Annotated in this window: 24 protein-coding genes; all 24 read right to left on the bottom strand. The window is 52.3% G+C overall.

The window, feature by feature from the left end; translation table 11 throughout:
- Positions 1 to 34: 34 nt before the first annotated feature.
- The 24 genes from rplS to NFR57_RS01370 all read right to left on the bottom strand — a co-directional run bounded on the left by rplS (position 35) and on the right by NFR57_RS01370 (position 23,312).
- Positions 35 to 376: a 50S ribosomal protein L19 gene (gene rplS, locus NFR57_RS01485; protein WP_251182057.1), complete on the bottom strand. Its 342-nt coding sequence runs from the start codon at positions 374 to 376 to the stop codon at positions 35 to 37.
- Between the two features lie 145 nt (positions 377 to 521).
- Complete coding sequence (gene rlmN / locus NFR57_RS01480) at positions 522 to 1,568, bottom strand: dual-specificity RNA methyltransferase RlmN (protein WP_251182056.1); 1,047 nt, start codon at positions 1,566 to 1,568, stop codon at positions 522 to 524.
- Positions 1,565 to 2,836 carry a transcription antitermination factor NusB gene (locus tag NFR57_RS01475; protein WP_251182055.1) on the bottom strand — a complete coding sequence of 424 codons (1,272 nt, stop codon included), beginning with the start codon at positions 2,834 to 2,836 and terminating at the stop codon, positions 1,565 to 1,567. The genes rlmN and NFR57_RS01475 overlap by 4 nt, the downstream gene beginning before the upstream one ends.
- Positions 2,823 to 3,734, bottom strand: a complete 912-nt coding sequence (gene fmt / locus NFR57_RS01470; protein ID WP_251182054.1) for a methionyl-tRNA formyltransferase — start codon at positions 3,732 to 3,734, stop codon at positions 2,823 to 2,825. The genes NFR57_RS01475 and fmt overlap by 14 nt, the downstream gene beginning before the upstream one ends.
- Before the next feature lie 16 nt (positions 3,735 to 3,750).
- Positions 3,751 to 4,200, bottom strand: a complete 450-nt coding sequence (gene def, locus NFR57_RS01465; RefSeq protein WP_251182053.1) for a peptide deformylase — start codon at positions 4,198 to 4,200, stop codon at positions 3,751 to 3,753.
- A 21-nt stretch (positions 4,201 to 4,221) separates the two neighbouring features.
- Positions 4,222 to 6,420, bottom strand: coding sequence for a replication restart helicase PriA (priA, locus tag NFR57_RS01460; RefSeq protein WP_251182052.1), 2,199 nt, complete (start codon positions 6,418 to 6,420; stop codon positions 4,222 to 4,224).
- Positions 6,417 to 7,604 carry a bifunctional phosphopantothenoylcysteine decarboxylase/phosphopantothenate--cysteine ligase CoaBC gene (gene coaBC, locus NFR57_RS01455; protein ID WP_251182051.1) on the bottom strand — a complete coding sequence of 396 codons (1,188 nt, stop codon included), beginning with the start codon at positions 7,602 to 7,604 and terminating at the stop codon, positions 6,417 to 6,419. Before coaBC ends, priA begins: the two co-directional genes overlap by 4 nt.
- Positions 7,605 to 7,611: 7 nt before the next feature.
- Positions 7,612 to 7,809: a DNA-directed RNA polymerase subunit omega gene (rpoZ, locus tag NFR57_RS01450; protein ID WP_251182050.1), complete on the bottom strand. Its 198-nt coding sequence runs from the start codon at positions 7,807 to 7,809 to the stop codon at positions 7,612 to 7,614.
- A gap of 46 nt (positions 7,810 to 7,855) precedes the next feature.
- Entirely contained in the window at positions 7,856 to 8,461 is a 606-nt protein-coding gene (gene gmk, locus NFR57_RS01445; protein ID WP_251182049.1) for a guanylate kinase, read from the bottom strand.
- A complete protein-coding gene (locus NFR57_RS01440; protein ID WP_251182048.1) occupies positions 8,461 to 9,336 on the bottom strand; it encodes a YicC/YloC family endoribonuclease in 876 nt (291 codons plus the stop codon). Before NFR57_RS01440 ends, gmk begins: the two co-directional genes overlap by 1 nt.
- Before the next feature lie 51 nt (positions 9,337 to 9,387).
- On the bottom strand, positions 9,388 to 11,325 hold the full coding sequence (gene ligA, locus NFR57_RS01435; protein ID WP_251182047.1) for an NAD-dependent DNA ligase LigA: 1,938 nt from the start codon (positions 11,323 to 11,325) through the stop codon (positions 9,388 to 9,390).
- 4 nt (positions 11,326 to 11,329) lie between these two features.
- Positions 11,330 to 13,594, bottom strand: a complete 2,265-nt coding sequence (locus NFR57_RS01430; RefSeq protein ID WP_251182046.1) for an ATP-dependent helicase — start codon at positions 13,592 to 13,594, stop codon at positions 11,330 to 11,332.
- 16 nt (positions 13,595 to 13,610) lie between these two features.
- Positions 13,611 to 14,009: a hypothetical protein gene (locus NFR57_RS01425; protein WP_251182045.1), complete on the bottom strand. Its 399-nt coding sequence runs from the start codon at positions 14,007 to 14,009 to the stop codon at positions 13,611 to 13,613.
- A gap of 134 nt (positions 14,010 to 14,143) precedes the next feature.
- Entirely contained in the window at positions 14,144 to 15,178 is a 1,035-nt protein-coding gene (locus NFR57_RS01420) for a 3-deoxy-7-phosphoheptulonate synthase (protein ID WP_251182044.1), read from the bottom strand.
- Positions 15,179 to 15,191: 13 nt separating this feature from the next.
- A complete protein-coding gene (locus NFR57_RS01415; RefSeq protein ID WP_251182043.1) occupies positions 15,192 to 15,656 on the bottom strand; it encodes an ATP synthase subunit B family protein in 465 nt (154 codons plus the stop codon).
- A gap of 19 nt (positions 15,657 to 15,675) precedes the next feature.
- On the bottom strand, positions 15,676 to 16,146 hold the full coding sequence (gene coaD, locus NFR57_RS01410) for a pantetheine-phosphate adenylyltransferase (protein WP_251182042.1): 471 nt from the start codon (positions 16,144 to 16,146) through the stop codon (positions 15,676 to 15,678).
- Positions 16,118 to 16,675, bottom strand: a complete 558-nt coding sequence (gene rsmD, locus NFR57_RS01405) for a 16S rRNA (guanine(966)-N(2))-methyltransferase RsmD (RefSeq protein ID WP_251182041.1) — start codon at positions 16,673 to 16,675, stop codon at positions 16,118 to 16,120. The genes coaD and rsmD overlap by 29 nt, the downstream gene beginning before the upstream one ends.
- The gene (locus NFR57_RS01400; RefSeq protein WP_251182040.1) at positions 16,656 to 17,246 is read right to left on the bottom strand and encodes a 5-formyltetrahydrofolate cyclo-ligase; all 591 of its coding nucleotides are present in this window, start codon (positions 17,244 to 17,246) and stop codon (positions 16,656 to 16,658) included. Before NFR57_RS01400 ends, rsmD begins: the two co-directional genes overlap by 20 nt.
- The gene (locus tag NFR57_RS01395; RefSeq protein WP_251182039.1) at positions 17,224 to 18,219 is read right to left on the bottom strand and encodes an alanine racemase; all 996 of its coding nucleotides are present in this window, start codon (positions 18,217 to 18,219) and stop codon (positions 17,224 to 17,226) included. Before NFR57_RS01395 ends, NFR57_RS01400 begins: the two co-directional genes overlap by 23 nt.
- Positions 18,220 to 18,260: 41 nt before the next feature.
- Positions 18,261 to 18,659: a hypothetical protein gene (locus NFR57_RS01390; protein WP_251182038.1), complete on the bottom strand. Its 399-nt coding sequence runs from the start codon at positions 18,657 to 18,659 to the stop codon at positions 18,261 to 18,263.
- A complete protein-coding gene (atpD, locus tag NFR57_RS01385; RefSeq protein ID WP_251182037.1) occupies positions 18,656 to 20,086 on the bottom strand; it encodes a F0F1 ATP synthase subunit beta in 1,431 nt (476 codons plus the stop codon). Before atpD ends, NFR57_RS01390 begins: the two co-directional genes overlap by 4 nt.
- Positions 20,070 to 20,936, bottom strand: coding sequence for an ATP synthase F1 subunit gamma (gene atpG / locus NFR57_RS01380; protein ID WP_251182036.1), 867 nt, complete (start codon positions 20,934 to 20,936; stop codon positions 20,070 to 20,072). Before atpG ends, atpD begins: the two co-directional genes overlap by 17 nt.
- Positions 20,929 to 22,785 carry a F0F1 ATP synthase subunit alpha gene (gene atpA, locus NFR57_RS01375; RefSeq protein ID WP_251182035.1) on the bottom strand — a complete coding sequence of 619 codons (1,857 nt, stop codon included), beginning with the start codon at positions 22,783 to 22,785 and terminating at the stop codon, positions 20,929 to 20,931. The genes atpG and atpA overlap by 8 nt, the downstream gene beginning before the upstream one ends.
- On the bottom strand, positions 22,785 to 23,312 hold the full coding sequence (locus NFR57_RS01370; RefSeq protein WP_251182034.1) for an ATP synthase F0 subunit B: 528 nt from the start codon (positions 23,310 to 23,312) through the stop codon (positions 22,785 to 22,787). The genes atpA and NFR57_RS01370 overlap by 1 nt, the downstream gene beginning before the upstream one ends.
- Between the last annotated feature and the right edge of the window lie 4 nt (positions 23,313 to 23,316).

The following is a 23,316-nucleotide window of genomic DNA, read 5'->3' as shown; positions in this document are numbered from 1 at the left end:
GATAGTAATTTTAAGTAATTAGATAGTAATAAAATTACTTCTCTTTGATTTTTGCCGCTTTGCCCGAAAGATTGCGCAAATAGTAAAGTTTGGCACGACGTACTCTGCCGTGCTTGATTACGTCTATAGCGGTAATACGCGGCGAGTGAAGCGGGAACGTGCGCTCGATACCTACGCCGAACGAAACGCGGCGAACGGTAAACGATTCGCGAACGGAACCGTTCTTTTTGGCGATAACGATACCCTCAAACGCCTGAATACGCTCGCGGTTTCCCTCTTTGACTTTAACCGATACTTTGACGGTGTCGCCCACGTTAAACTGCGGAACATCCGCTTTCATATATTCTTTTTCGATTTCGGCAATGATGTTGCTCATGATACCTCCTATGTCGTTAAAAAACTCCGCACTCGGATAACCGCGCCTGCGAAGTGACATCACATAATTGCTGATAAATTATAACATACCTTTAAGATTTAAGCAAGTAATTTTAACCCGTTTTAAGGTATTTTTTTTATAAAAACTAATTTGTTTTATTTAAGCCGCGTTCCGCTGTACGATTTTTAAGCTGTCCGCACGCGCCCGCGACGTCCGAACCCATTGACCGCCGCACTGACGCAGATATTCCTTCCGATTTAAGTTTTTCGCAAAACGCATACGCTTTCTTTTTGGACGGCGGGCGCATTCGATTGCCGTCGGTCGGATTGAGCGGAATAAGATTGACGTGACAGCACAGTCCTTTTAAAATATTTTTCAGCGCGAGTACGTCGCCGTCCGTGTCGTTAAAACCGTCTATAAGAATATACTCTATAATCACGCGCCTACCCGTTTTGTCAAAGTACCCGCGCATTGCGGAAATCAAACGCTCGACCGAATACCGTTCCGCGACGCGCATTATCTTTTTGCGCTTTTCGTCGGTAGCGGCGTGCAACGACAGCGAAAGCGTGCAACTTATACCGTCGTCAGCCAGCCGCTCGATAACGTCGGGCAATCCGCACGTCGATACGGAAATCGACCGCATGCCGATATTCAAACCGTAAGGCGCGTTCAAAAGCCTTATAAATTTAATCGTGTTTTCGTAATTGGCAAGCGGTTCGCCGCTACCCATCATAACAAGTTTATTGACCCCGCCGACGTCTTTTCTGTCGCGCGCGACATACAGAGCCTGCGCAAGAATTTCGCCCGCCGAGAGATTGCGTTTCATGCCGTATTTGCCCGAAGCGCAAAAAACGCAACCCATGCCGCACCCGACTTGACAGGACACGCACACGCTGTTGCCGTAATCGTGCGGCAAGAACACGGCTTCCACCAAATCGCCGCACAGCGTTTCAAACAAGTACCGTATCGCCCCGTCGCTTGCCGTAACGCGAGTTTTTTCGGCAACGGCACGATCCGCATAATTCTCTTCCACCTTTTTAATGAGCGACTTGGGCACGTCCGTATATTCGGCGTAGCTGTCGAACGCCGCTATATGCCGCATAATCTGCTTGGCGCGGTACTTCGGCTCGCCGTAACCTTCGATAAGCTCTGTAAGTTCGTCGAGCGTAAAATCGGACAGCGGAATTTTCACCGTTCGCCTCGCTTAAACCGCGCAATATAAAACCCGTCGCAATTATCGCTGTCGGGCAATAATTTCGTTTGGTCTATTTCCGTATATTCGGGGTGCGATTTCAAAAACTTTTCGACGGTATTTTCGTTTTCACTGCGCAATATGGAACATGTCGAATAGCACAATACGCCGCCGACCTTGCAGTATTTTGCCGCCGCGTCCAAAATTTTTATTTGCAATTCGCAAAGCTCCGCAACGTCGCTCGGCTTGCGTTTAATCATAATATCGGGTTTTGTTTTAAGCGTGCCCGTGCCGCTACACGGACAATCCGCAATAACCAAGTCGAAAGCGTTTTCGTATTGCTCATTGAAAACAGTCGCGTCGTTAAACGCAACGTCGATTTTTGCGCCGAGCTTTTTTGCGTAGCCGCGCATTAAATCGAGCTTGTGCGGATATATATCGCACGCGGTTATTTTATAGTCGCCTATTTCGCTCAAATACACCGACTTCCCGCCGGGGGCGGCGCAAAGATCGATAACGCGCCCGCCGCTCAAACCCTTTACGTAAGCGTTTACGGCGCGTATGGACGACACGGACTGAACGGCGACCGTCCCTGCTGCAAAATTATCGAGCGTCGCGCGATCGACGTAACAGCCGTATTCGGTGAACGTTCCGCCTTTTGCCGCAGATTTAAACTGCTCCTCTGTAATGCGGCGTTTCATTGGGCGAATATGCGTTTTTTGCGGAAGTACCGCGCCCAGTATTGACGCGGCGCGCGTTTCGCCGTAATCTGAAATAATTTCGCGGCACAACCATTCGGGCGTATTGTACTCGTAAGAAAAACGTTCGAGTTCGCTGTCGAATTTCGGTTGGTATGTCAACGATTTTTTAAGCACCGCGTTTACAAAGCCGCTGAACGCGCCGACGCGCTTCGCAAGCTCCACAATGCGGTTTACCGCGGCGTATGACGGCATATCGGCGTACTTACAATAGTACAGTCCGATTTTAAGCACCACCGTCGAATTTTTGTCGGGCGCTTTGTCGCACAAACCTTTTATTGTTTTTTCGAGCCGCACGTTGTTGTCGAGCACGCCGTAAAACGCGCTCGTCACAAACGGGTGCTGTCGCAAATTATTAAGACCTTTAAGCGCTTTTGTTATCGCTTGCGCGCAGAACGCACCATCTATAAACACGGCGCGAAGCGCGTTATACAACGCCAAATCCACCTGTTCCGCGGCATGCGCCGCGCCTATACGCGCTTTGTCGTTTTTGTAATTACGGTTTTGCACAAACTACTCCCACTTCGAGTTTTCTCCCGCGTAAAAATTCCGCCGCGCCGAGAGCGCGCTTGGACGGGGCTTGTATCGTCAATACCTGTATCGCGCCTTTGCCGCACGCTACAACCAACTTACCGTCCGAGCATATTACCGTTCCCGCCGTGCCGCTACCGTCAACCTCGACAGCTTCGTAAATCTTGTATGTTTCGCCGCCTATAACCGTTTTAGCACACGGCGACGGCGACAGCGCGCGTATCTTATTTACAACGGAATTGCTGTCCGCGGTAAAGTCTATGTACTGCTCCGACTTGGAAATCATTTTGCAGTGCGTGGCGATACTGTCGTCTTGCTTAACGGGCGTGATTTTATAGAACCCGTCCAACGTTTCGACCAAAAGTTTTGCTCCGATTTGCGACAACCTCGCCGTCAGTTCGCCCGCCGTTTCGCGCGCACCGATTTCGGTTTCGGCAACGGCGAGAATATCGCCCGTGTCTATACCCAATTCCGTGCGCATGATTGTAACGCCCGTTTTTGTTTCGCCGTTCGCTATCGCCGCCTGTATGGGCGACGCGCCGCGATACTTGGGCAACAGTGACGCGTGCACGTTGATAACGCCGCGCTCAAATGCGTTAAGCACCGCGTCTGTCAAAATTTGACCGTAAGCCGCGGTTACGGCTATGTCCGCGCCGAACTCTTTAAGACGTTCGACTTCGTCGCGTATGCGTCGCGGCTGGAATACGGGCAGACCCGCTTCGAGCGCAACTTTCTTTACTGCACCCATTTCGGTCTTACCGTGCTTGACCGCTCTGTCGGGTTGAGTTACAACCCCGACCACGGTATGCGCCGATCGCATAAGCGCGTTAAGCGTGCCGACAGCAAATTCGGGCGTTCCGAGAAACAATACTTTCATACCGACAGCGTCCGCCTTACTTTTTAACTGTTTTGTCCGTGAACAAAACGCCGTCCAAATGGTCGATCTCATGACAGAAACACGCCGCGGCGAACCCGTCGCCCTTAAGCTCTATGGGGTTGCCGTGACGGTCGTAAGCATGCACGACCACGTGCCGCGGGCGTTCCACCTTGTCGTGGATATTCGGTACGGACAAACAGCCCTCCGCCGCGACTCTTTTGCCTTTTGCTTTGACTATTACGGGGTTGACCGCTTCCACAATAGTACTGCCTCCGTCGAACGTTGCGACGAATATGCGTTTTAACACGCCGACTTGCGGTGCGGCAAGCCCTGCGCCGTCCGCATAAATGAGCGTGTCAATCATGTCGTCCATCAGCGCGGACAGCTTGTCGTCGAACTCCGTTACGGGCTTGCTGACCTGCCGAAGCGTGTCGTCGCCCACTTGATAAATTTTGCGTATTGCCATAGTTTCTTTTCTCCTCTATGTCTAACTCAAATCGTTGGGATTGATTTCGGTAAAGCATGTGGCTTGCGGATATTCCGCCGCAGCATTATCCGCCGCTTTGTACACAGCCGCGCGAACGTCGTCCGCGTCGGGCTTTATACGCATTAGTATTTGCATGCGGTGTTTGGTCTGTATTCGCTTTTTGGGCGCGCGCATGGCGTTAAGATATATAAACGCGTCGGGATTTTGCGCCGAAATCATGCGAATTTCGTCCATTGCGCGTTTGGTCGCGTCCAATGCGGCTTGCTCGTTTTCGCACGATACAAGCACGCGAATTATGTCCGTAAACGGCGGAAATCCCGTCGCTTGCAACAGGTTAATTTCCTTTGCGTAAAAACTTTCGTAGTCGTATGCCGTCGCGTATCTGTATACGTAATGGTTGGGCGTGTACGTTTGCAAAATAACTCTGCCCGCCTTGCGCTCTCTGCCGGCGCGCCCCGCAACCTGCGTAATCAACTGAAACGTGCGTTCTACGGCGCGGAAGTCGGAAAAATGCAAGCTCATATCCGCGTCGATAATCCCGACCAAAGTAACGTTTGCGAAGTCGTGTCCCTTTGCGACCATTTGAGTGCCTACAAGTATATCGGCATTGCCGCCCGCAAAATCGCCGAGCAGTTTTAAATGCGCGTCTTTCGTGCGCGTGGTGTCGTTGTCCATGCGGATAATCCGCGCCGAAGGAAACATTTTGTTCACCTGCTCGACGACGCGTTCCGTGCCCATAAAGCCCTGTTTTATATGCGGGCTTTTGCAGTTGGGACAAAGGTCAAGCATGGCGTAACGGCGTTGACAGTAGTGACACTTTAACACGCCCTCTTCCTTGTGATACACAAGCGAAACGTCGCAATCCTCGCACTTTGCCACATACCCGCACTTGCGGCACATCACATACGAACTGTAACCGCGACGGTTAAGAAACAGTATTGCCTGATTGCCCGCTTTTAAACACTCGTCAAGCGCGGTGACAAGCGGCGCGGAAAACATGCCCGAATTGCCGAACGCCACCTCGTTGCACATATTGACTATTTCTATATCGGGCATTTTTCGCTTGTTCACCCTGTCGGGCAAGCGCGCGAGCGTATATTTGCCGTTCTGCGCCGAATAGTAACTTTCCACCGACGGTGTCGCCGAACCCATAACCACGCGCGCGCCGTTGTAATTCGCTCTGAAAAACGCGACCTCGCGCGTAATGTAGCGCGGATTGGATTCCGATATGTAAGACGAATCGTGTTCCTCGTCGATAACTATAAGCCCGACGTTTGATAGCGGCGCGAATATAGCCGACCTCGCGCCCACCGCGACGCGCGCGCAACCCGTCAACAGCCTGCGCCATTCGTCAAAACGTTCGCCGTCGCTCAAACCCGAGTGCAAAAGCGCAACGTCGTCGCCGAACCGTGCGCGGAATATGCGCATGACCTGCGGCGTCAACGAAATTTCCGGAACAAGCATTATCGCAGTCTTGCCGTCTTGCAACGTTTTTTCTATGCAGTTAAGGTACACTTCCGTTTTGCCGCTACCCGTAACGCCGAACAGCAACGTCGGCTTGTCGCTCGACAAAATAGTATGCGCGGCGGCGGTCTGCGCTTCGGTAAGTGTAACGCGATCGTCTTTTTGCACTATGTTGCGATACGGCGTGCGCATTACGTTTTCCGTGCGAGTGAGGAACACTCCGCGCGCTATAAGGTTGCGCACCGCGGCGGCGGAAAAATTGGCGTTTAGATAGCTTTGTTCCGCGCTGTCGTTGTCCGCAAGGTATTCAAAAACTTCCGCCTGCGCTCGCGCCGATTTTTTTATGAACAACGCGGGATCGACTTCTTTATAATCGGGATTTACGTATACAAACGTTTTTTCGAGAGCTTTAATTCTGCCGCCGCGCATTTTTGCGGGCAAGAACAGTCGAAACACGTCTATCTTGCGCAAATGAAAACGCGCCGTCATGTAGTCGCAAAGCCGCAAAAATTCCTCGGACACTATCGGGCGATCGTCGAGCAACGCCGTTATGCTTTTGAGTTTGTCGCTCGGCACGTCCGTCGTTTCCGCAAGGTCTATAACATAGCCCTCTATACTGCGCGCGCCGAACGGCACGCTCACGCGCGAACCGCGTACCGCGCCCTCGATTGCACGGTAATCGAAAACGCGATCGACGTCGCTCGCCGAAATATCGACTATAACACGCGCTATCATTTGCCCGATAACATATCGAGCAACGCGTTTGCCACATCGCTCTTTTTCATGAGCGGCAAGCGCGTCGCGCACTCTGCCGTGATTACCGTAACTATATTTGTATCTATGTCAAACCCCGCGCCTTTTTGCGTGACGTCGTTAAGCACAGCCATGTCCGCGCGCTTATCCGTAAGTTTTTGCTTGGCGTTTTGCTCCGCGTTCTCTGTTTCCGCGGCAAACACTACAAGCCGCGACTTTTCGGGCTTATGCTCGCCCACCCACGCCGCAATATCCTGCGCCTTTTTAAGCGACAGCGACAATTCCCGCGTTTTGATTTTCTGTTTGGACGGCGCAAGCTCGTAATCGCACGGCGCCGCCGCCATAATAAACGTGTCGATATTTTTAACGTGTTTTTTGACCGCGGCAAACATGTCCGCCGTTGTCGACGCGTTTTCCACAGTCCAATCGTTTGGCAAACGAAACCCGTCCGTAAAGCCTTTTACAAAGACTATTTCCGCGCCGCGCTCATACGCCGCGCGAGCAATACAGTAACCCATTTTTCCGCTCGAACGGTTGGTAATGTAGCGCACGGGATCGATTTCAGCACGCGTCGCGCCGGCTGTGACAAGCACGCGCTTGCCGCTGTAATCGTTTTTTACAGCAAACAGTTTTTCGACCTCCGCAAAAAGTTCGCTCGGCTCCGCCATTCTACCGTTTCCGCTGTCACCGCAAGCCAAATATCCCGCGCCGCCGTAAACGCAAATAAAGCCGCGCTTTTCCAGCTCGGCGATATTTTTAACCGTTATCGGATTTTCTATCATTGCCGTATTCATCGCGGGCGCGATAATTACGGGACATTTGCACGCAAGTACGGTAGTCGTCAAAAAGTCGTCCGCTATGCCGCACGCAATCTTTGCTATCACGTTGGCGGTTGCGGGCGCGATTATTACTGCGTTCGCTTTTTTGGCGAGCGCGACGTGTTCGACTTCCCAAGTAAAATTGCGATCGAACGTATCGATTACTACTCTATTGCGCGATAAAGTTTCAAACGAAAGCGGCGCGACAAATTCAGTCGCGTTCCGCGTCATTACGACGTGAACTTCGGCGCCGTTTTGCACAAGCCTCGATACAAGCTCGCACGTTTTGTACGCCGCTATTCCGCCGCTTACTCCGACGATAACCGTCTTGTCGCGTAATGCGTTCAAAAACCTATCAGCCTTCCTCAACGCCCTCTATCTTGCCCTCGCACACTTCCTTTGCGGCGAGAGAAACGGGATTGATGCCTTCCTGCTCCAAATAATCGTGACGTTTGTCCATGAGCGTGCGAGCGCGCTTGCCCAAAATTCCGACGAGCGCGTATTTGTTACCCACAGTTTCCACAAGTTTATCGATAGGCGGATCTACTAACATATTTTAATACCTCTTTAAGATGTAATTTCGTTTTGTTCGGGATAATTTAATTTTGCCCCAACAGTTGTTTTATAACCGACACGTTGTTTTTTACTTTGCGTTTTTCGGCGTTGATTATGTCGAGAACGTCGCCAATCGCTTGTTCCGCGTCGTCGTTGAACACTATGTAATCGAACATTTCGTACTTGCCGAGCTCGCGCTTTGCCGCGCCCAAACGCGTTTTAAGACTGTCCTCGCTTTCCGTACCTCTGCCGCGCAAACGCTGTTCCAGAGTTTCAAAATCGGGTGTCATTACGAATATCGCAATCGCTTCGGGATATTTCTTTTTTATCGACTTTGCGCCGTGCACGTCAACTTCAAACAGAACGTCGTATCCGTTGTCGAGGTTTTCAAACACGGGCGCTTTGGGCGTGCCGTAAAAATTGTTATAGACCGCCGCGGTTTCCAAAAACTCGCCCGCCGCAATCATTTGTTGATACTCTTCTTCCGTGCGGAAATAGTAATTAACGCCCTCGACTTCGCCCTCGCGCGGCTTGCGCGTCGTTACGGACACCGATCGTTTCATGCCCGTGCGTTCGATAACGCGTTGATAGATTGTGCCCTTGCCCGCTCCCGACGGACCCGAAATAACCACAAGTAATCCTTTGTCCATTATTCCACGTTCCTTATTTGTTCTTTGATTTTTTCTACTTCGTTTTTCATTGCGACGACATAACCCGTAAGCGTAATGTCGTTGGACTTACTGCCCATGGTGTTGACCTCGCGCACCATTTCCTGCGACAGAAAATCGAGCCTGCGCCCTTGCGGTACGCTCTCGTCGCAAATCGCTTTAAACTGATCGATATGCGAATACAGTCGAGAAATTTCCTCGTTTATATCCGCCTTGTCCGCAAAAAACGCGACTTCGTTTAATAACTTCGCTTCGTCCGGTTCGTACCCGTCCATCAATTCTTTTACTCGCGCGCACAACCCCTTTTTGTAATCGGCAACCACTTGCGGCGCGCGCGCCTTGGCTTTGTCGAGATAGCTTTGAAGATTGCCTATCAATGTCGTCAAATCCTTGCGCACCCCGTCGCCCTCGGTCTTGCGCATAACGTTAAGTTTTTCGAGCGCGTCCGCAGTAGCAACGCGAGCAAGCTCGCACACCAAATCGCGATCGTCTTCGGGCACGGATACAGACACCACTTCGGGTGTGCGCAATAACGCCGTGACGTTATAGTCGTCCTCCAAGCGGAATTCGGCGCGCAACGCTTTTGCCGCCGCTACATACTCCTTGGCGAGCGCGCAATCTACCGTCACTTTTTTGGCGGAGTCGGACAAATTTTCGTAAGAAAAATATACGTCGAAACTGCCGCGCGAAACCGACGACTTTATTGCTTTTTGTATAACGTCGTCGATATACATCAAGGATTTGGGAAGTTTACAGGAAACCTCCAAAAACCTATTATTAACAGATTTGATTTCAACGGACACGGTGCGCTTATCTTTGACAGCGACGCCCTTGCCGTAGCCCGTCATGCTTTTCATGCTCACCTCGAACCTTGGCTTGTAATATTGTAACACAATTCGCCGCGGTTTTCAAGTGTTTAGCATGTTTTTAAACTGTGTTTCGTCGATAATTTTTTTTCCGAGCGCTTCCGCTTTTTTCAGCTTCGATCCCGCGCTTTCGCCCGCAACCACTATATCGGTCTGCTTGGACACGGCGGATTGCACGATACCGCCCTCCGCTTCGATAAGCCGTCGCGCCTCGTCGCGCGAAAATTCGGACAGCGTGCCCGTCAACACAAACTTAACGCCGTCGAATTTTCCGCCCGTTTGTTTTTTGTGCACGGGGTTTATCCCCAACTGCTTATACCGCTCCACTACGTCGGCGTGCCGTGCAAAATAATCTATTATCGATTGAGCGACGATCCCACCGACGTCGGGGATTGCGATAAGTTCTTCTTCCGTAGCCGCAATCAGCCCGTCAATCGACCCGAAGTGCTCGGCAAGCGTGCGCGCTATAACTCTGCCGACGTTGTCGATACACAGCGCGTTAATCAACTGCGCAAGGCTTGCGCTCTTGGATTTTTGTACGGCGGCAAGAAAATTGGCTATTTTTTTATCCTTAAACCCGTCAATTTTTTTTAGGTCGTCCGCAGTCAAATCGTACAAACTCGCCGCCGAACGCACGCCCAAAATATCGTAAAGCTGTTCCGCCGTCTTTATGCTCACGCCATCTATGTCCATGCAATCCTTGGCGCAAAAATGCACGACGCGCGCCACGACCTGCGAGCGGCAGCCGTAAAAGTTTTGACAGAACAGGTTTGCGCCGTCCTCGGTGAGTTCGTAACCGCAACAAGGGCAAGTCGTAGGTTTTTCTATTTTTTGCGCATTGTCGCCCGTTTCGGCAACGCCCAAAATTTCGGGAATAACGTCGTTGCTTCGCCTCACGAATACGCGCGATCCTATTGTAACGTCTTTGCGGCATATATCGCCGTAATTATTGAGCGTGGCGCGTTTTACCGTCGCGCCGCACAGCTCGACAGGTTCGAGCAATGCAAGCGGGGTCAGCTTGCCCGTCCGTCCGACCTGCCATGCAACGTCCTTTAACAGCGTGGTGGTTTCCTCCGCCTCGAACTTGTAGGCAATCGCCCACTTTGGAAATTTGTCGGTATACCCGATAGCGACGCGCGCCGCGGGATCGTTCACCTTAATGACCATGCCGTCAATCGCAAAGTCGAGCGACGCTCTGTCCACTTCTTGTATCTTTGCGATAATTGCCTCTATATCGTCCGACACAAAGCAAATGCCCGTTTTAAAGCGGTTGTCTTTAAGGAATTCTATCTGCTCCGTTTGCGACAGCTTTACGTCGCCGTCCATATAGTTGACGTTATAGAAAAACACGTCGAGATTGCGCTTTGCCGTTTCCTTTGCGTCGAGATTGCGTATCGCGCCCGCAACGGCGTTGCGCGGATTTTTAAGCGGCACAGCCGCCGTCGCGTTATATTTTTCCAGCGCGCTAATGCGCATTATGCCCTCGCCCTGAATTTCCGCTTCGCCTTTGAACGAAATGCCGAGCGGCACGGACTTAATGGTTTTGACCTGCTCGGTAACGGTTTCGCCGACTTCGCCGTTGCCGCGCGTCGCGCCCGTTACAAGCTCGCCGTCGCGGTACGTCAAACATATAGTAAGCCCGTCCAGCTTGTATTCCAGAGTGCAAGCGGGCGCATAGCCGAGCGCGGTTTTCAGCTTATCAAACCATGCGCGCAGTTCGTCGAAACTGTTGCATTTATCAAGGCTGTACAGCCTGCGTATATGCGTGTGCGGCGTAAATTGCTTTAACGGCTCGCCGCCGACGCGCTTTGTCGGCGAATCGGCAAGCACAACGCCCGATTGCGCTTCCAACCGCACAAGCTCGTCGTACAGCGCGTCGTATTCCTTATCGGACACGGTCGGCTCGTCGAGCACGTAATATCTGTACGCAAGTTCGTTGAGCTTTTTTACAAGCTCCGTCATTCTATCGTTACCGCTCATATTTTCACCCCTTGATTACCGTCAACGGCGCAAAATCGACCGCCAACAGCATTACGCCGCCGCGCTCGAAATCTATTTTTGCATAAAGGCTGTCGCCCATGTTTTCCAGTCCTATTATTTTGCCCTTGCCCAAACGCTTGTGCATGACCGCCGCGCCGACCGTAAAATCGGACTTGTCGGACGTTGCGCCGACGGATGCCGCCGCAGGCTTTTCCGCGGGTTTAGAAAATCCGCTTTTGTACGTACCCGCAAATTTTTCCCCGCCGTCAAACTGTTTAATCGGCTTTGCCGATTGCAAGTTGTCCGAACTCCGCGCAAAACCGGATACGCCGCGATACGACGGACTGCTCGTATATGCGCCGGCGGGATTATACTGCCGTTCGACCAAACCGCATTCCGACAAAAACCGCGACGGTATTTTATACTGCGTTTCGCCGTACAAAAACCGCGCCTTCGAGTACGTGAGGAACAGCCGCTTGCGCGCGCGCGTGACCGCAACGTACATCAGTCTGCGCTCCTCCTCGATATGATTGGAAGAATTTTCGTTCATGCGCATGGACGGGAAAATACCGTCCTCCAAACCGACGACGAACACGACTGGAAACTCCAAACCCTTTGCGCTGTGCACTGTGGCGAGCGTTACGGCGTTGTCGCCGTTTATGTCGTCAGTGTCGCTGTACAACGACACCGTTTGCAAGTAATCGGCAACCGACGCGCCCGCGTTGTTTTTGTCAAACTCGCGCACAGAGTTGACAAGCTCGTTTATGTTTTCCAAACGCGCCCTGTCGTCGTCGTTGTCCGAAAACAGGTTTACGACGTTCAAAACGCCGAACAGCAAATATTTAAAAAACTCGGTCACTTCGCCGCTTGCCGCGTTGCGCAAACCGATAAGCGTTTTGCCGAACTCGTCGAGCTTGGTTTTGAGCGCGGACGGGAACGGCGTATCCTGCGCGTGCGTCGCTACTTCAAACGCGCTTATTCCTTTTTCCGCCGAATACGCGCGCATTTTTTCTATCGACGATTCGCCTATCCCGCGGCGCGGAAAGTTTATAATGCGATACAACGCTTCGTCGTCGGCGGGGTTCGCCGCAAGCCGAGCGTAAGCCAAAACGTCCTTAACTTCCTTGCGGTCGTAAAACTTAAACCCGCCGTAAACCTTATGCGGTATGCCGTACTGCAAAAACCGTTCTTCAAACGGTCGGGTCAACGCGTTAAGCCGCAACAGCACGGCGCAGTCCGAATAATTATATTCGCCCTCGTAAATCAGTTCGTAAATGGTTTTGACGACATAGTCCGCTTCAAAACCTTCCGTTGCCGCGCCGAAACATACGACCTTGTCGCCGTTGCCGTTTTCGGTGTACAGTTTTTTGTCGAGCCGCTGAATATTGCCTTTGATAATTTTATTGGCGACTTCCAAAATATTGGACGTGGAACGGTAGTTTTGTTCCAGCTTGTACAGTCGGCATTTAAAGTCGTTCTGAAACGCGAAAATGTTTTTAATGTCCGCGCCGCGCCATGTGTAAATGCACTGATCCTCGTCGCCGACTGCAAAGATATTTCCGTGCTTGCCCGCAAGAATTTTTGCAATATCGTACTGAACGACGTTAGTATCCTGAAACTCGTCGATATGTATGTATCGGAACTTGTCCTGATAAAATTCGCGCGCCTCGGCGCAATTTTTTAACAAATGCAAAGTTTGCAACAGCAAGTCGTCGTAATCGAGCGCGTTATTTGCTTTGAGCGCGGCTTGATACATAGAATACGCCTTTGCAATTTCTTCCGAGTCCTGCGCAAACTTATAAACCGATTCGTAATTATCGGGCGAAATATCCCTGTTTTTTGCGTTGGATATTTCGGACAGTATGCGTTTGACCATATCGTCGTTTAGCTCGCGTTCTTTGCAAATGCGCTTGACGACTGCTTTTGTTTCCGCTTCGCCGTAAATGGTGAAGTTTTTATCGAATCCTATTCTGTCGATAAACCGCCGAAGTATGCGAACGCACGCGGCATGGAACGTAAATATCCATATACCGTCTATCGATTCGAGCATGCCTTCCAACCGCGTGCGCATTTCGTTAGCCGCTTTATTGGTAAACGTAATGGCAAGAATATTGTAAGGCGGCACGTTCAAATCTTTTATCAAGTGCGCTATTCTGTGCGTGAGCAGGCGCGTTTTGCCGCTACCCGCGCCCGCAGTCACCAAAACCGCGCCTTCCGTGTCGAGCACGGCGTGCTTTTGCGTATCGTTAAGTTCTTCGGGATTGTACATGTTTATAAGTTTCCTCTTAAGCTCCGGTTCGTTCGTTGTAGTAACGTTCTTTAAGTTCGCGGAATTTATCCGACAGTTCGAGCACGTATCTTTGTTTTGCCGCCGCGTCCAAGCCGTCGTACAGATCGCGATCGATAAGCTGACCTATGGGATTTAACGCGACTTCGTTGCTGTCCAGTATATCGCACACTTTGCGGTACATACGCTCGTCCGCCGCCGACGGCACTACCGAGGCGACCTCCGCGTCGCGGCGCATTCTTACCCTTGCAAACTCTGCGGCAAGCGCACTGCCCGTAACCGTTCCGCTTTCCTCGACCTGTTGCTTTTCGCGTTTGAGCGATTCCCAATAACCCATTTTGAGCCGCTGTTTCGCCAGCCAGCACCGTTTTTTCAGTTCGCCCGTGTTTCTTGCCATAATGTGCCTCCTTGATGTACAAGCAGTATAGCACACTCACAAGCGAGCGAAAACGCCTTTTATCAATATCGACCTATCACGACCGTTTACGACCAAATTCCGCAATCTGCGCGCCCGCGCGTTCGCATACCGCGCTAAATTACGATTTTGTCCGCCGCGGACAGCAACAGTTTTTCGGCAGCCTTCCAGCCCAAGCACGGGTCTGTTACGGACTTGCCGTAAACGCCGCCGCGCGGCGGCTGACAGCCGTCCTCTATATAGCTTTCTATCATAAAGCCTTTTACAACGCTATTGTAATCGGCGGAAGCCCGACAGCGGTCGAGCACGTCCGTCACAATGCCGCTTACTTTCGATATGTTCTTGCCGCTGTTGGCATGCCCCGCGTCGATTATCGCGCACCCGTTATCGACGTTGCGCGCGGCGCACGCCTCGCAATACTTCATAACGCAATCGTAACCGTAATTTGCTATGTTGTTGCCGCGCCGATCCACTGCGCCGCGGAGTACTGCGTGCGCATACTTGTTTCCGCCTGTACGCACCTGAAATCCGTCGAGCATAAATTCGTTGGATATGCCCACCGAATACACGCTGTCCGCCAAGTCGTAAACGTCGCCGTGCAACGGGTTTTTAACACCGACGGGCACGTCCGCGCCGCTCGCAACGTATCTGTGCAACGGGTCTTGCGCCGACCGCGCGCCCACGGTCAAGTATGCCGTTATATCGTCGGTAAAAGCTGTCGCGCTCGGATAAAATATTTCGTCGGCGGTAAAAAGTCCGCACGCTTGGGCTATCTTTAAATGCAACGAGCGCGCCGCGAAAAGCCCCGCGCTTATGTCCGTAATGCCCGTTTCGAGATCGGGCGTATGTATCATGCCCGCATATACGTCGCCGCGCGTCCTCGGCTTGCCGGTGTATGCGCGCATTACGACGTGCGCGACCGATTTTATTTGCCTTGCGACGCGCGCAAGGCGTTCGGCATATTCGCACACCGCGGACACATTGTCCGCCGAACACGGACCGACTATAAACAGTTTTCGTTTGTCGCGACCCGATAAGATGTTTTCTATACTTTCGACAAAGTCCAATCGTTGTTTTTTCAGCCCGTCCGACAGCGGCAAAAGCGTTTTAAGCTCCTCCGCGGTAGGCACGGGTTTTATCTTTACGATCATTATCGCTCCGTTATTATTTTTTTCCGTCGGTGAGCGCGGCGCGCAATTCCTCTCTGTTTGTTCGCACCACGGACAGCGTGGAACACAAAAAGTTTTCCGTTTCCTTGAAAAGGTTGTCCAAGTGCGCCTTTGTGCGCAGTATAAGATTGTCGCACTGCGCATACGCGTTTTCTATAATCTGTTTGGATGCGGTTTGCGCGCTTTTGACAACTTCCGATTCCGATACGAGCTTGTTGGCTTGTTCTTCCGCCGCGCGTATCGTGTTTTTAGCAACAACGTCGGCGTTAGCCAAAATTTCCTTGCGCTTTTGCTTGACGTAATCGGCTTCGCTCATGCTGTCGGGCAACACTCGCGCGAGCTTGTTGCACAAATCTATGCACAAAGGTATATCGGGCTTTTTCGCGAAAAAGCCGTGACCGTTTTCCAGTTCGCCGCGCAACTGCTCCAAAATATCCAAAGCGTCCGCTTGTTCTTTCATACCGCCTCCGTTACCCTGACTATTTGCCGTAATACAGCGCGACCGTGCTTGCCGCGCTCGACGCAACGTACCCGTCGAGCGACCCGCCGAGCGCCGCCAACTGCCTTACGACTGTGGACGAAACATGCTCGAAATCCGCCGACGTTATGAACAGCACCGCGTCCTTGCCGCATAACGATTTGTAAACGCGCACAAGGTCGCGTTCGTAATCCGCGTCGCGGGCATTGCGCACGCCGCGCACTATCACGCAATCGCCTTTTGCCGACAGATAGTCGGACAGCAATCCCGAAAACGCTTCCGCAGTCGCGCCGCTTATATCCGCAATCGATTCCGTCGCTATCTTTAACCGCACGTCGAGCGGTTGCGCCGTCTTGCCCGTATCGCTCGCGACCGCGACCGTCACATTGCCGAACACGCCCGCCGCGCGTTGCGCTATGTCGCGGTGTCCCGCCGTGAACGGGTCAAATGTTCCCGCAAATATCGCTTTCACTGTCACCTCGCACAAAATCAAACGCCGAAACGCCGAAAACTCTTTTGTCTATTATACAACTTTCGGGCACGTTTATCAAGTCATTTTTGCTGTCGTGTTCGAGCACGGCTATACCCGTCGCGCCGAGCATGCCGTACTTGACTATCAGCCCGAACGCTTCTTCCGCAAACCCGCTTTTGTATGGCGGATCGCAAAACACCAAGTCAAACCGTTCGTCGCGCAACATGCGAAGCGCTTTGCGAAAATCCGCTCTTATTGTCCGACACGGGATTTTCAGCTTGTCCAGATTGACCGCCGCGTTGCGCGTATCCATGTCCGCAAACACGCAACTTTCCGCGCCGCGCGACAAAGCCTCTATACCGAGCGCGCCGCTTCCGCAAAACAAATCCAAACACGCCGCGCCGCGCAACAATCCTTTCGCTTCGAGCATGGAAAACAAACTGCCTTTGACAAGGTCGGTCGTCGGGCGAACCTCGCCGCGCGGAGATATTAACTTTGCGCCTTTGTACTTACCCGCAATAACTCTCATGCCGAAAGTATATCACTTTTTTTTCGGTAACGCAACAATCGAGCGGCACGTCGTTCTCTGTCGGAGTAAATTCGGCGGACTGCGCATCGAACGCAAAGCCTATCTTTTTAACCGTTTTACACCGCGCGAAAAACTTATCGTAACAGCCCTTACCGTATCCTATGCGGTAGCCGTCGCCGTTAAAACCGAGCAGCGGAGTTACACAGTAATCGATCTTAATCGACTGCACCCGCGCTTTTTCGTCACGCACCGAAGCGTAACAATCATTCGGCAGGTTGCCGCAATTATCGGGCGCGCTCCACTTGACGACGCGCCGCGGCATTATTTCGCCCGCTACCGTGTACGGCGCGAACACTGTAACGTCGGGGCGTTCACGCAACTCGGTTATAAGACGTTCCGTGCTTATCTCCGTGCCGATAGACGCATAAACCATGACGTTGCCTTTGAGCATTGGCAAAATCAACCGCGTAGCGCACGCCGCGCGCTCCGGCTTGTCCGTAATTTCACGGCGGCGCGCTATAAGCTCGCTCCGCCATTTTTCTTTGCTTTTATACGTAAATTCGTTGAGCACGTCCGTTAAACCCCGTAAGCACTTCGTAAACTATTGTTCCGTAGCATTTAGCCAAATACTCCGCGTCGTCCTTATCCGCAATAAGATAAGCGTATTCGCCCACGCGACAGGGCAAACCCGTTACGTCGATCATGCACAAATCCATGCACGGAACTCCGATAATCGGGCACTTCACGCCGCGAACTTTTAAATACAGTTGTTTGTCGCACCGCCGCAGTCCGTCGGCGTATCCGCACCGCACCGTAGCTATAAGCGAGTCGCGCGCAAGCACGTAATCGCCGTAGCCGACATGCTCGCCCTTTGCGACGTAATTAAGCGCGACTATCTTCGCTCGCGTTTTCATGCAAACGCTCGTGCCGCTGTGATACCCGTACATGGCAATCCCGCCGCGCGTCATGTCGAAAAGATTGTAGCCGTTGAGATCGAGCGCGCACGAACAGTATAAATGCCGTTTCGACTGCAACAGCGGGTTTGCCGTCAACCGCTCGAATTCCGCCGCCTGCGCGCCCGCCGACGAAATCCCGCCGTACAGGTGCGAATATACCGACCACGGCTTGACGTTAAGCTCTTTGCACTTTTCGACTATGCCGCACAGCTTGTTTTCGTCCGCGCCCAATCTATTCATGCCCGAATCGATTTCCACCGAAAACCGCTTATATCCCGCGCCGACAATCGCGTCGAGTTGCGCGCCGTCGTACACGGTAGGTATGATTTGAGGCTCGTACATGCGCGTGTACGGCGCAATATCGCCGCCTAACGTGAGCACAGGCTTTCTCACGATTGACAACAGCTCGACCGCCTCTTGTGCGGTCGCGACCATAAAACAATCGACAAGCGGTTCTATATAACACGCCGAAGCTATGCCGTGACCGTATGCGTCGGACTTGACAACCGCGCAATACTCGTTGCGCGTGCGCGCTCTGATACGTCTGATATTCTGTCGCAAGCGCGACACGTCGATAACCGTCTGCATAACATAATTTACTTATGCCGCATATACGGAAACCGTTACCGTTAATCGTCGGATTGCGCTTTATCTTTCATTTTGAGTATGGACGAAGCGATTTTTGCCTTGGCGTATTTGAACTCGCGCCCGTCGTCCGCTTTGCGCGCGTTGTCGGTTACGCCGTCCGCTTCGCCTTTTGCCGCCGATAGCGGTTGCCGCGCGCACGCCGACAAAATAATTTCCACACCGTCTGCGCCCACCCGCATAATACCGTCGCCGCAATAATAACTTTCCGCAACGGCGGCGGACTTTACGTCTATTCTTCCCGCTTTTACGGCGCAGATCCGCGCGAGCGCGCCGCGCATAAATCCCGCTCTGCCGCTCGGCGTGTCCACAGACAAATATTCCACGTCGCCCGTGTAAAAAATTTCGTCGGGTGTGGATACGGTCAACTTAAACGCGCTCAACTTTCGGCTTTCTCCTTAACCTCGTCGAGATCGCCCACCATGAAAAACGCCGATTCGGGATATTTGTCGGCTTCGCCTTTGAGTATCGCCGAAAAACACTCCAAGGTTGTTTTAAGCGGCACGAACCGCCCCTCCATACCCGTAAAGTGCTTTGCGACCGTGAGCGGTTGCGAAAAGAACCGCTGAATTTTGCGCGCACGGTAAACAAGCGCTTTATCTTCCTCGGACAGTTCGTCCATGCCGAGTATGGAAATTATATCGTTGAGATCGGCGTAACGCTGTAAAGTAGCCTGCACGCCGCGCGCAGTTTCGTAATGCTTTTCGCCGACAACCGATTTTTCGAGTATACGGCTTGTCGATTGGAGCGGATCGACTGCGGGATATATGCCCTGTTCGACTATTTTACGGCTTAAAACGGTGGTAGCGTCAAGGTGCGTAAAAATCGCCGCAGGCGCGGGATCGGTAAGGTCGTCGGCAGGCACATACACCGCCTGTATGGACGTAATCGACCCGTTTTTGGTCGTTGCTATGCGTTCTTCCAGCGCGCCGAGCTCGGTTGCGAGCGTAGGCTGATACCCGACCGCCGACGACAGCCTGCCGAGCAACGCCGACACTTCCGAGCCCGCCTGTATATAGCGGTAAATGTTGTCGATAAACAGCAACACGTCTTTGTTCATTTCGTCGCGAAAATATTCGGCGACGGTAAGTCCCGTCAACGCCGTGCGCATGCGCGATCCGGGCGGCTCGTTCATTTGCCCGAATACAAGCGCGGTCTTGTCCAGAACGCCGCTTTCGGTCATGTCCTGTATCATTTCGTAACCCTCGCGACTGCGCTCGCCTACGCCCGTGAATATGGAATACCCGCCGTGCTCGGTTGCGACGTTGTTTATAAGTTCCATTATGAGCACCGTTTTACCGACGCCCGCGCCGCCGAACAAGCCTATTTTTCCGCCGCGGAGATAAGGCGCGACAAGGTCGATTACCTTAATACCCGTTTCCATAATTTCCGCGCTCGTCTTTTGCTCGTAAAATTCGGGCGCTTTGCGGTGAATAGAGCGGTGCGTTTCCGCCTTGATTTCACCGCGCCCGTCAATCGGCTCGCCGAGTACGTTCATAACCCTGCCGAGCACGCTCTCGCCCACAGGCACCGATATGGGATGCCCCGTTCCGTAAACGGTCATGCCGCGCGCAAGTCCTTCCGTCGGTTCGAGCGCTATGCACCGCGCAGTTGACGGCGGTATGTGGCTCATTACTTCGAGCGCGATAAATCCGTCCGCCGCGCCGCCGTTCAAGCCGTTGCTCGCTATCATGTCGCGCGTATCCACAACGACCTTTTCGTAAATTTTGGGCAGTTTCGTTTCAAACTTAACGTCAACAACGGGACCCAAAACAACCGAAATTTTACCAATGTTAAGGTCTTTTTTCATTGACAGCTCCTTGTTTTTTGAGCGCCGCCGTCGAACCGATTATTTCGACAATCTGTTCCGTAACGGCGGATTGACGCGCACGGTTGTACTCGACAGACAGGCGCGAAATAACCTCGTCCGCGCTCTCCGTCGCCGCTGACATGGCGGCATGTCGCGCGCAATGCTCCGCGGCAACATGGTTAAGCAATGCGCCGTAAACCGCGCCCGCAACGTACATAGGCGTGATTATCTTTTTTATGTCGCTCTTGCTCGGCTCGAACAAATCGATTGAACACGCCCGATTCGACTTATCCGTTTCCGTAATAACGGGCAAAAGCTGTAACGCGGTCGGACCGTAAGTCGATCGCGACAGCAATTCCGAATAAACCAAAGTTACAGACTGCGCGCCGTTTTCGTACATTTCGATCAACTGCTCGGCAATGCGCTCGGCAACCGAATATTCGGGCTTGTAAAAGTCAACCAACCGCATATCCGCGTTAGCGCGGGTTTTATAATATCCGCCCGCGGTTTGTCCTATCGGCGCAATAATGGTATGCTCGTCGCATAGCTTTTCGGCAAATCGAAAAATATCGTGATCGAATCCGCCGCACAACCCTCTGTCCGACGAAAAAACAATCAGCATATTTTTGCCGTTGCCCGATTTGGCGCGACAATCGTCGCCGTCATCGGTCGCGCTTTGCTCGACGGAACGCATAATATCGCACAGAGTTTTAAAATAAACCCTGTTGAATTCGAGTTTATCTATCGCCTTGCGCATTTTCGCAACGGACACCGTTTCCATTGCTCCCGTGATTTGCCTTGTCTGCTTGACCGAGGCTATACGCCGCTTTATGTCCGAAAGATTACTCATGCGCCTCGTCCTTTAAAAAGTACAGCGCAAATTCGTTTACTGCGTCCTCTATTCTTATGCCCATATCCATGGTAATTTCGCCGCACTCGCGCAGTTCCTTTACCACATCGGCATAATCTATATCGAAAAACTTTATAAACTTGTCTTTGAATTCCGCAATGCGCGCAACCGGAATATCTTTTAACAACTGCTTGGTCGTTACGTACAGCAAGATTATCTGCTGTTCCACGCTCATGGGGCTGTGCACGTCCTGCTTGATTATTTCGGTCGTGCGCTTGCCCTGTTCCAAAAGTCGCGCCGTCGCGTCGTCGAGATCCGCGCCGAACTGCGCGAACACGGCAAGTTCACGGTATTGCGATAAATCGAGCCGCAGTTTGCCCGACACTTTGCGCATGGCTTTCGTTTGCGCGCTTCCGCCCACGCGCGAAACAGATAACCCGACATTAATCGCAGGGCGAATACCCGCGTTAAACAACTCGCTTTCGAGGTAAATCTGCCCGTCGGTAATCGATATAATGTTTGTCGGAATATACGCCGAGATATCGCCCGCCAGCGTTTCCACTATGGGTAAAGCGGTAATCGACCCGCCGCCGAGTTCGGGCGAGAGTTTTGCCGCGCGTTCGAGCAACCGCGAGTGCAAGTAGAATATATCTCCGGGGTACGCTTCTCGTCCCGGCGGACGTTTTAACAGCAAACTCATGGCGCGGTACGCGACGGCGTGCTTGGACAAGTCGTCGTACACTATAAGCACGTCTTTGCCCGCATACATAAACTCCTCGGCAATGGCGCAACCGGCATACGGCGCTATATATTGAAGCGGCGCGCTGTCGCGAGCGGTCGCGCTCACAATCACCGTGTACTCCATTGCGCCGCGTTCGGTAAGCGTGTTTACTATGCTCGACACCGTAGACGATTTTTGCCCGATAGCGACGTAAATGCAAATAACGCCCTTGCCTTTTTGGTTAAGTATAGTATCGACGGCGATCGACGTCTTGCCCGTCTGCCTGTCGCCTATAATTAGCTCGCGCTGACCCTTGCCGATAGGTATCATGGAATCCACGGCAAGCAAGCCCGTAAGCATAGGCGTATTGACTTTGTCTCTGTCTTTAATAGCGGGCGCGGGCGCTTCTATGGGTCGATATTTATCGGAAGTAAACTCGCCCAAGCCGTCAACAGGTTTGCCCAATGGATTTACGACGCGCCCCAACAATTTATCGCCGACAGGCACGGAAACAATCATGCCCGTGGTTTTGACGAGCATGTGCGCGGACACGCTGTCTTCGTCGTCCAGTACTATCGCGCCGACGTTGCCGTCCGACAGGCTCAACACTATCGCTTGCGCGCCGTTTTCTATCTGCAACATTTCGCCGTATTCCGCGGCGGACAAACCGTTGCACATGATAACGCCGTCGCCGCAAAACTCGACGCTTCCCGCATGGCGCACGTCAAACGACTTGTTGTAGCGCGACACAATGTCCGACAGTTCTTTTTCGGTCTGTGCCTTGATGTTTTCGGCGTTAAGCTGTTCGGGCGCAGCGGCGGGAGTTTTTTTGACGCTTGCGCTGTCCGCGGACGGTTTTGACTTGCGCCGCTTTGGTACGGTCGCCGCCTGAACGTACACTTCGCTCATCTTGAAATCGGTGTTAATTTTATCGATTTGCGAACGCACCGTTCCGTCATAATACTTGTCGCCGTCCACGACCAAAATACCGCCTATAAGCTCTTTATCGATCTTATAAACGAATTCGACGTTTTCGCCCTTGTGCTTGGACAGAAAAACTTTTTCTATTTTTTTAATCTGCGCGGAGGACAGCTCCGTCGCGGAAGTTACATCGATTTCTCGAACCATCAATCGGCGTCCTCCCAATCGGACAACACCTGCTCGATAAGCGCGTCGTTATCGCTGTCGCTTATTTCGCGCTCCAACAGTTTTTCCGCTATCTGAACCGCCAAGCCGTTTACGCTGTTGCGATATTCGCCTTTTAGCTGTTCCATTTGCGTCGCCGCTTCCTTTTTGGCGGAATTGACTATGGACTGCGCCTGCTCCTGCGCTTCGGCAAGCACCGCGATGGCGAGCTCCTGCGCCGCGTCCGCCACCTTTGCCGCAACGCGCGCGTTTTCGAGCTTCATATCCGCAACCATTTTGTCGTAATCGGCTTTCAACTTTTCGCTCTCGGCTTTAAGCTGTTCGTTTTCCGCATATACGCCGTCAATGCTTTGCCGTTTGTTTTTAAGCATCTTTTTGACGGGCTTGTACAGCAACGCTATCAATGCGCCCAGCAGGATTATGAAATTAACGACATAAAAAAGAATGGACTTCCAGTCAAGTCCCAATTTCGTGAGTATGTCGCTCGCTTCGGAAATGAACGTAATCACTCGC

The sequence above is a fragment of the Anaerocaecibacter muris genome, from assembly GCF_943192945.1.
Lineage (GTDB): Bacteria > Bacillota > Clostridia > Christensenellales > Pumilibacteraceae > Anaerocaecibacter > Anaerocaecibacter muris.
This window is presented reverse-complemented; position numbering and strand designations above follow the sequence as displayed.